We start from the raw sequence: 6,449 nt of genomic DNA on the forward strand, positions 1-6,449 counted from the left end.
AATTATATCACATCCCCAGTAATTAAACAAGAAAAGGGGTGATGTTTCCCTGCTGCCTCACTCTTTCGAACATCAATAAACTGGCGGCGACTCCCGCATTGAGGGAATCAATTTGCCCGGGCATGGGAATAACCACTCTTGCTGCAGCACTTTCCAAAAATACCTGATTGGGACCCTTGCTTTCATTACCGATCACCAAGGCCATGCCCTGGGTAAAATCCCACTGGTAATAAGGAAGCGCCCCTTTCGGATCTGCTACCACAATGGGAAGTCCCAAATCCCTGCAGCGATGGACCACATCATGCGGCAATACTTTTTGCACCAGTCGCGTTCTCAGTACCGCACCCATGGTAGAACGAATCGTCTTGGGATTGTAGGCATCAACCGTGTCCGTGGTCAAAATCAGCCCATCAACATTTACGGCAGCTGCTGTACGTATTATCGTCCCTAGGTTACCCGGATCCTGCAATCCATCTATAATAACCCAAAAGGGCTTTGTCCGGTGGGATAGATCGCCCCAACTCCATTCTTGTTGCCCGACCACGATTAAGATACCTTGCGGTTCCTCCGTTTGGGCAAGACTGGCAAAGAGTGCATCAGTTACCTGGTAGACGGTCACTTGCCTTTCCAAGGCCTTATTCATGATCGGGCTCCAATCCGGCTTGGCGGCAAAGGAATCCGCCACTACCAGGAACTGAGGGCTGGCACCATAAGCTAAAGCTTCACTAACAGCTTTTTTTCCTTCCAGGACGAATTTCCTGTTAGCCTCGCGGTATTTTCGCTTACCTAAAGAACGAACCTGTTTTAAAACCCGGTTGTCCTTAGATGTCAGCCGAATTAACATCGCGATGTCATCCTGATAGACAGGCTAAGCATTCAGTTTGGATTTAGCTAGACTGGCCAGTTCACTAAAAGCTTGGGCGTCATTAACAGCCAGCTCCGCCAGCATTTTACGGTTGATTTCCACTCCTGCTTGCTTCAGGCCGTGGATAAAAGAACTGTAAGAAAGGCCGTTCATCCTGGCCGCTGCGTTAATCCTGGCAATCCACAATTTACGGAAGTCCCTCTTCCTCTGCTTGCGATGGGCATAGGCGTAAGACAGAGACTTCAGCACTTGCTCATTGGCAGGACGAAACAGTTTTGATTTAGCACCAAAGTAACCTTTGGCCAGCTTGAGAATTTTTTTATGGCGTCTACGGGCAACTACACCCCTTTTGACCCTTGGCATGATCAAAAACCTCCTTCAGCGAGTTTTTGTTACAAGGCATGTCTACAGGTATGGCAGTAATTTCTTCATATTCTTTGCGTCAGCAGCACTGACCAAACCGCTTTGCCTCAAGTTGCGTTTCCTCTTGCGGGTTTTCTTTTCCAGAATATGGCTTTTATATGCTTTTGACCTTTTCAGTTTACCGGTCCCTGTCACTTTAAACCGTTTCGCTGCTCCGCGATGTGTCTTCATCTTTGGCATGGATGATTGCCTCCTCTCAGTGATCTTGCTTTGGCATTAATATCATAGTCATATTCTTACCTTCCACATTTGGAGGTTTTTCGACACTGGCTAAATCTTGTAGCTGGTTGGCAAGTTTAAGACATAGTTCTTTCCCCAAGTCGGCATGCGTAATCTCCCGGCCGCGGAACATGACTGTAACCTTTACCTTATCCCCCGCCTTTAAAAAGCGCTCTGCATTTTTCGCCTTTACCTGGAAATCATGTTCTTCAATGCCTAGACGGAATTTAATTTCTTTAACGTTGATGACCTTCTGTTTCTTCCTGGCTTCCCGTTCACGTTTGCTTTGCTCAAAACGGTATTTTCCATAATCCATAATACGGCAAACGGGGGGCTTCGCATTAGGTGCCACTTCCACTAAATCAAGCCCTTCTTCGTAGGCAATCTTCAATGCGTCCTTCACCGGCATGATACCTAATTGTTCCCCGTCTGTACCAACCAACCTCACTTCACGAGCACGAATCTCCTCGTTGACACGTAAATCTTTAATAACCTGTCACCTCCAAAAAATGTGGGCATATAACAAAAAATGCAGATGGGAAACCCATCCGCATTTTATGCACAGCAAGCAAACTGGAACATAAAACCACTTACCTTATCGACTGCCGAAGAGCGTCATAAGGTGAGAAGCGGACGGCTTCTACTTGTTACCAACCAAGTTCCGGTTGACATTGTACCACCAATAGAGCCAAAATGTCAAGGTTTCTGTGACAGATTATTTTTCCCGGTTGGCTATTTCTGTTCTTAATGTCGCCAAAAACTCCGCTGCCGGCACCGCGCCCATTTCTCCCACGGAACGCTTGCGGACCGAAACCATATGGTTTTCCACTTCCTTATCACCGACTACCAGCAAGTAAGGTATTTTTTCCAGTTGGCCCTGCCGGATTTTGTAACCGATCTTTTCGTTCCGGTCATCAACTTCTACGCGGATACCTTCCGGCTCCCAACTGTCTTTTAGGGCAAAGCAGTAATCCAAGTGCCGGTCAGCTATGGGCAACAGCCTTACCTGCACCGGGGACAGCCAGGTGGGGAAAGCGCCGCCGAAATGCTCCGTCAGAATGCCGATAAACCGCTCAATGCTGCCGAATACCACCCGGTGGATCATAACCGGTCGATGCTTTTCCCCGTCTTCGCCGATGTAGACCAGGTCAAACTTCTCCGGCATTTGGAAGTCCAATTGGATGGTGCCGCATTGCCAGGTCCGTCCCAGGGAGTCTTCCAAGTGGAAATCCAGTTTCGGCCCGTAAAAAGCGCCATCGCCCTCATTGATCTTGTATTCCATGCCCAGTTCTTCCATAGCTCGACTTAAAGCGCCGGTGGCTTGTTCCCAAAGCTCATCGGAACCCATGGCATTTTCCGGTTTCGTAGATAACTCCACGTGATACTTGAAGCCGAAAAGCTTGTAGCAACGGTCAATCAAATCAATGACTCGTTTAATCTCTCCGGTCACTTGGGACGGGGTCATGAAAATATGGGCATCATCTTGGGTAAAGGCCCTGACCCGCATCAAACCATGGAGCACACCGGATTTTTCATGGCGATGGACCAGCCCCATCTCCGCCAGTCTCAGCGGGAAATCCCGGTAACTGTGCTGCTGGGACTTATACACCAGCATGGCGCCGGGGCAGTTCATGGGTTTAATGGCAAACTCCTGTTCATCAATGGTGGTGAAGTACATGTTTTCTTTATAATGATCCCAATGGCCGGAACGTTCCCACAACTGCCGGTTCAAAATAATCGGGGTTTTAATCTCTAAATACCCCGCCTTCCGGTGCTCCTCTCGCCAGTAGTTTTCTAACTCATTCCGCAGTACCATGCCTTTTGGATGGAAGAACGGGAAACCCGGACCTTCCTCCGCCAGGAAGAACAAACCTAATTGGGTGCCTAATTTCCTGTGGTCACGCTTTTTGGCCTCTTCCAATTTGGTAAGATACTCTTGCAGGTCCTTTTCTTTGGGAAAACTGGTGCCGTAGATGCGCTGCAGCATTTTATTCTTCTCGTCGCCGCGCCAGTAGGCGCCTGCCAAGCTCATCAACTTAAGGGCTTTGACTTTGCCTGTACTCGGCACATGGGGACCGGCGCACAGGTCGACAAATTCCCCTTGCCTGTAGATGCTGATCACCGCATCCTCCGGCAGATCTTTAATCAGCTCAACTTTATAACCTTCCCGGTTTTCCTCGAAAAACTTAATGGCCTCCTCCCGGGGTACCTCCTGTCTAACGAAAGGATGATCCTCTTTGATGATACGCTCTATTTCCGCTTCAATGGCTTGCAGGTCTTCAGGGGTAAAACTCTTCTCACAGTCAAAGTCATAGTAAAACCCGTTATCAATGGCAGGCCCAATCGCCAGTTTAGTACCCGGAAACAATCTCTGCACCGCTTGGGCCATAATATGGGCGGAGCTGTGCCGGTACACTTCCTGCCCTTCAGGATCATCAAAGGTCAAGAATTCTACTCTGCCGTCCGTATCCGGTACAAAACTCAAATCTTTCAATTGGCCGTTCCACTTGGCCACCAGTGCTTCTTTCGCTAATCTGGGATGAATAGACTTGGCTATGTCAAGCAAGGATAACCCTTTTGCGAAAGCTTTTTGGCTGCCGTCTTTCAATTCCACCGTAATATGTTCCATCACTTCCACACCTCCTACAAAAATAAAATTCCTCGCCTGCTTGGGACGAGGAATTACTCGCGGTTCCACCCAAATTGAAGCATACGCTTCCCCTTTGGAGACCTTAACGCGGTCAAACGACAGGGGATACTGGACACTTTCACCCCTGCTGCTCCGGGGCGGTTTTCCTTAAGCCTCCGGTGGAATGGCTTGCAGCCAGGGCCATTCCTCTCTGGCACCGTACAAACTTAAGTACTCTCCCCATCATCACTTCTACCAGTATCAGGTTTTTGATTAATTATAATAAAGCATGAAATGAAAGTCAATGTGAAAAATGAATAATCACCAGCTGGACCAGGCCGATGATAAAACCGATAACGCCTCCCAAGACCTCAATGTGTCTTAGCTCCTTTGCCGCCACTTGCAGGACCAGCTGCTCCAACTGCCGCCAGTCCATCTGGTTCACCTTGTCTTCCACCAGGCGGGAAAGATCTATATTTTGTTTAATCCCGGTTAAAGCATGGGAAGTGACTTGCCGCATGAGCTCCGGACCCTGATGGTGTACCAGGTTAGCCACTAAATTGCCAATAACCGCTTTCACCGGATCAGGAATGAGATTGGGCAGGGAGTTTACCACCCCGGCACTGGCTTTGGCGGCCAACAAGTCAAGCAGCTGTTCGTTTTGGATTTCCTGGGACAGGTGTTCCGTCAACTCATCGATAGAAATTAGCTCTTTTTCGATAATCTCCCCTAAAGACCTGGCTATTTCTTTCTTACGCTTCGGAATAACACCTTGGATAGTCAACTTGGTTAACGAAATGGTAACCGGTTCATGGGGACGAAACAGCATTTTCACTGCCAGGTAATTGGTAAACCAACCGATTAAAGCCCCTGTGACAGGTGCGAGCCATAAAGCCGGGTTCATATTTTCTCCTCTTTTGTCCGCGAAATTTCGTCAATAGCATAACAAACCGGGCCGTTTCAATCAAGATAAACAAAAGCAGGCCGAAGCCTGCCGGTCATGGTTTTTTGTTGTGTTTTCTATAATTGGCACATTTGGCACACCCGCGGCACAAAGATACCCGCTCTGCAAAAACGCTTTCAATAGTGTGGACGGTACTCATGACACCGCCGGGATCCGGCAGATGAAGGATGATGTGTCTTGGTGCCAGGGTAATCAATGTACTAATCAACAAGTCCTCATAACTCAGCTCATGTTCCGCCAATTCCGCCACAAAACTCTCCAAATAATCGCTCTTGATTATATTGTCACAGCTGTCATAAAGTTGAAACAAACCGCTTGGTTGGATCAATACATTAACTCTTTCTATTCTTGGTTCTTGAATCTCGACAAAATACCGGAGCAATCTAATGAAATCATTGTACTCCTTTTCCGCCAGGTACTCATCCACCGCCTGTTCCACGGCGTCACTGAGTTCTTCCATGTAACTGCCGAGGCGAAAACGGATAAACCCTTCCAGGTTCAGCAGCCGTTCCGTTTCCAGATAATCAAAGATGAGCTGGAGCACGGCATGCTTGCGCCGCTGTGGATAGGATTCAGCCAGAAAACCGAGGGCCTTTTCCAGTATCAACAAGCGTTCATCCCAGGTAAAGTAATGATAATGGACTTTAATCAGGTTCTGCAGCAGCTGCCTTTCAAATTTAAGGGTGATAAGTTCCGTTAATATCTTGGCAACCGAGTATCGTAACGAAAAAATAGTACCCTCGCCCAAGGGTATCCCTTTTAGATCAGTTGGAACACTGATGCCGAAAAAAGTATATCCACCATGTTTTTGTTCGTTTATTTTCAAGACCACACCTTCAGCCAGCAACAACTTGCTCTCTAATTCAAGCTTATTGCGGATGAAATCGATGTGTTCTGAACTGCCAATCCAAACGAGCTGCGACATCGTTTCACCCCTTTCTTTCCCATAGTATATGTGGCGGGGAATCATCATATACAGTTGCATGTTGCCATTAAAAACCCACTCGGGACGAGTTGTAAACATCTTCCTACAATAGGGTATGTAATACAAATAAAAAAGTCCCTGCCTCGACAGCAGGAACTTGAAATTCAATTGGTGGTCGCTACTGGATTCGAACCAGTGACCCCCACGATGTCAACGTGGTACTCTAACCAGCTGAGCTAAGCGACCTAAAGTTTTGCTCGGGACACAATTTATTATGAACGATATTCGCCATTAAGTCAAGAGTAAAAACAGGATTTCCACCTAAGCATGAATGCTTAAACGATGGACATTCTCCGCCGCTTCCATCATGCTCTCCGCTAAAGTGGGATGAGCGTGAATCGTGTGGGCAATATCTTTTGCCGTA

General features: G+C 47.7%; 7 protein-coding genes, 1 tRNA gene and 2 other annotated features. All 8 genes read right to left on the minus strand.

The features are described 5' to 3' along the window. Nucleotides 1-22: 22 nt before the first annotated feature. Nucleotides 23-844, minus strand: coding sequence for an RNA methyltransferase (locus GXX34_04190; protein HHW06724.1), 822 nt, complete (start codon nucleotides 842-844; stop codon nucleotides 23-25). 24 nt (nucleotides 845-868) lie between these two features. Then, nucleotides 869-1,228: a 50S ribosomal protein L20 gene (gene rplT, locus GXX34_04195; protein ID HHW06725.1), complete on the minus strand. Its 360-nt coding sequence runs from the start codon at nucleotides 1,226-1,228 to the stop codon at nucleotides 869-871. A 42-nt stretch (nucleotides 1,229-1,270) separates the two neighbouring features. After that, complete coding sequence (gene rpmI, locus GXX34_04200; protein ID HHW06726.1) at nucleotides 1,271-1,468, minus strand: 50S ribosomal protein L35; 198 nt, start codon at nucleotides 1,466-1,468, stop codon at nucleotides 1,271-1,273. A gap of 16 nt (nucleotides 1,469-1,484) precedes the next feature. After that, on the minus strand, nucleotides 1,485-1,997 hold the full coding sequence (locus GXX34_04205) for a translation initiation factor IF-3 (GenBank protein ID HHW06727.1): 513 nt from the start codon (nucleotides 1,995-1,997) through the stop codon (nucleotides 1,485-1,487). Nucleotides 1,998-2,024: 27 nt separating this feature from the next. Then, nucleotides 2,025-2,159, minus strand: a sequence feature (ribosomal protein L20 leader region). 63 nt (nucleotides 2,160-2,222) lie between these two features. Continuing rightward, nucleotides 2,223-4,136 (minus strand): threonine--tRNA ligase, encoded by a 1,914-nt coding sequence (thrS, locus tag GXX34_04210; GenBank protein HHW06728.1) that lies wholly within the window; start codon nucleotides 4,134-4,136, stop codon nucleotides 2,223-2,225. A 38-nt stretch (nucleotides 4,137-4,174) separates the two neighbouring features. Then, nucleotides 4,175-4,392, minus strand: a binding site (T-box leader). Between the two features lie 45 nt (nucleotides 4,393-4,437). After that, complete coding sequence (locus GXX34_04215) at nucleotides 4,438-5,040, minus strand: DUF445 family protein (protein HHW06729.1); 603 nt, start codon at nucleotides 5,038-5,040, stop codon at nucleotides 4,438-4,440. 94 nt (nucleotides 5,041-5,134) lie between these two features. Beyond that, nucleotides 5,135-6,025 carry a putative sporulation protein YtxC gene (gene ytxC / locus GXX34_04220; protein ID HHW06730.1) on the minus strand — a complete coding sequence of 297 codons (891 nt, stop codon included), beginning with the start codon at nucleotides 6,023-6,025 and terminating at the stop codon, nucleotides 5,135-5,137. A 169-nt stretch (nucleotides 6,026-6,194) separates the two neighbouring features. Then, nucleotides 6,195-6,271: transfer RNA gene (locus GXX34_04225), tRNA-Val, on the minus strand. Between the last annotated feature and the right edge of the window lie 178 nt (nucleotides 6,272-6,449).

The organism is Clostridia bacterium, assembly GCA_012840125.1.
In the GTDB taxonomy this organism is placed as follows: Bacteria; Bacillota; DULZ01; order DULZ01; family DULZ01; genus DULZ01.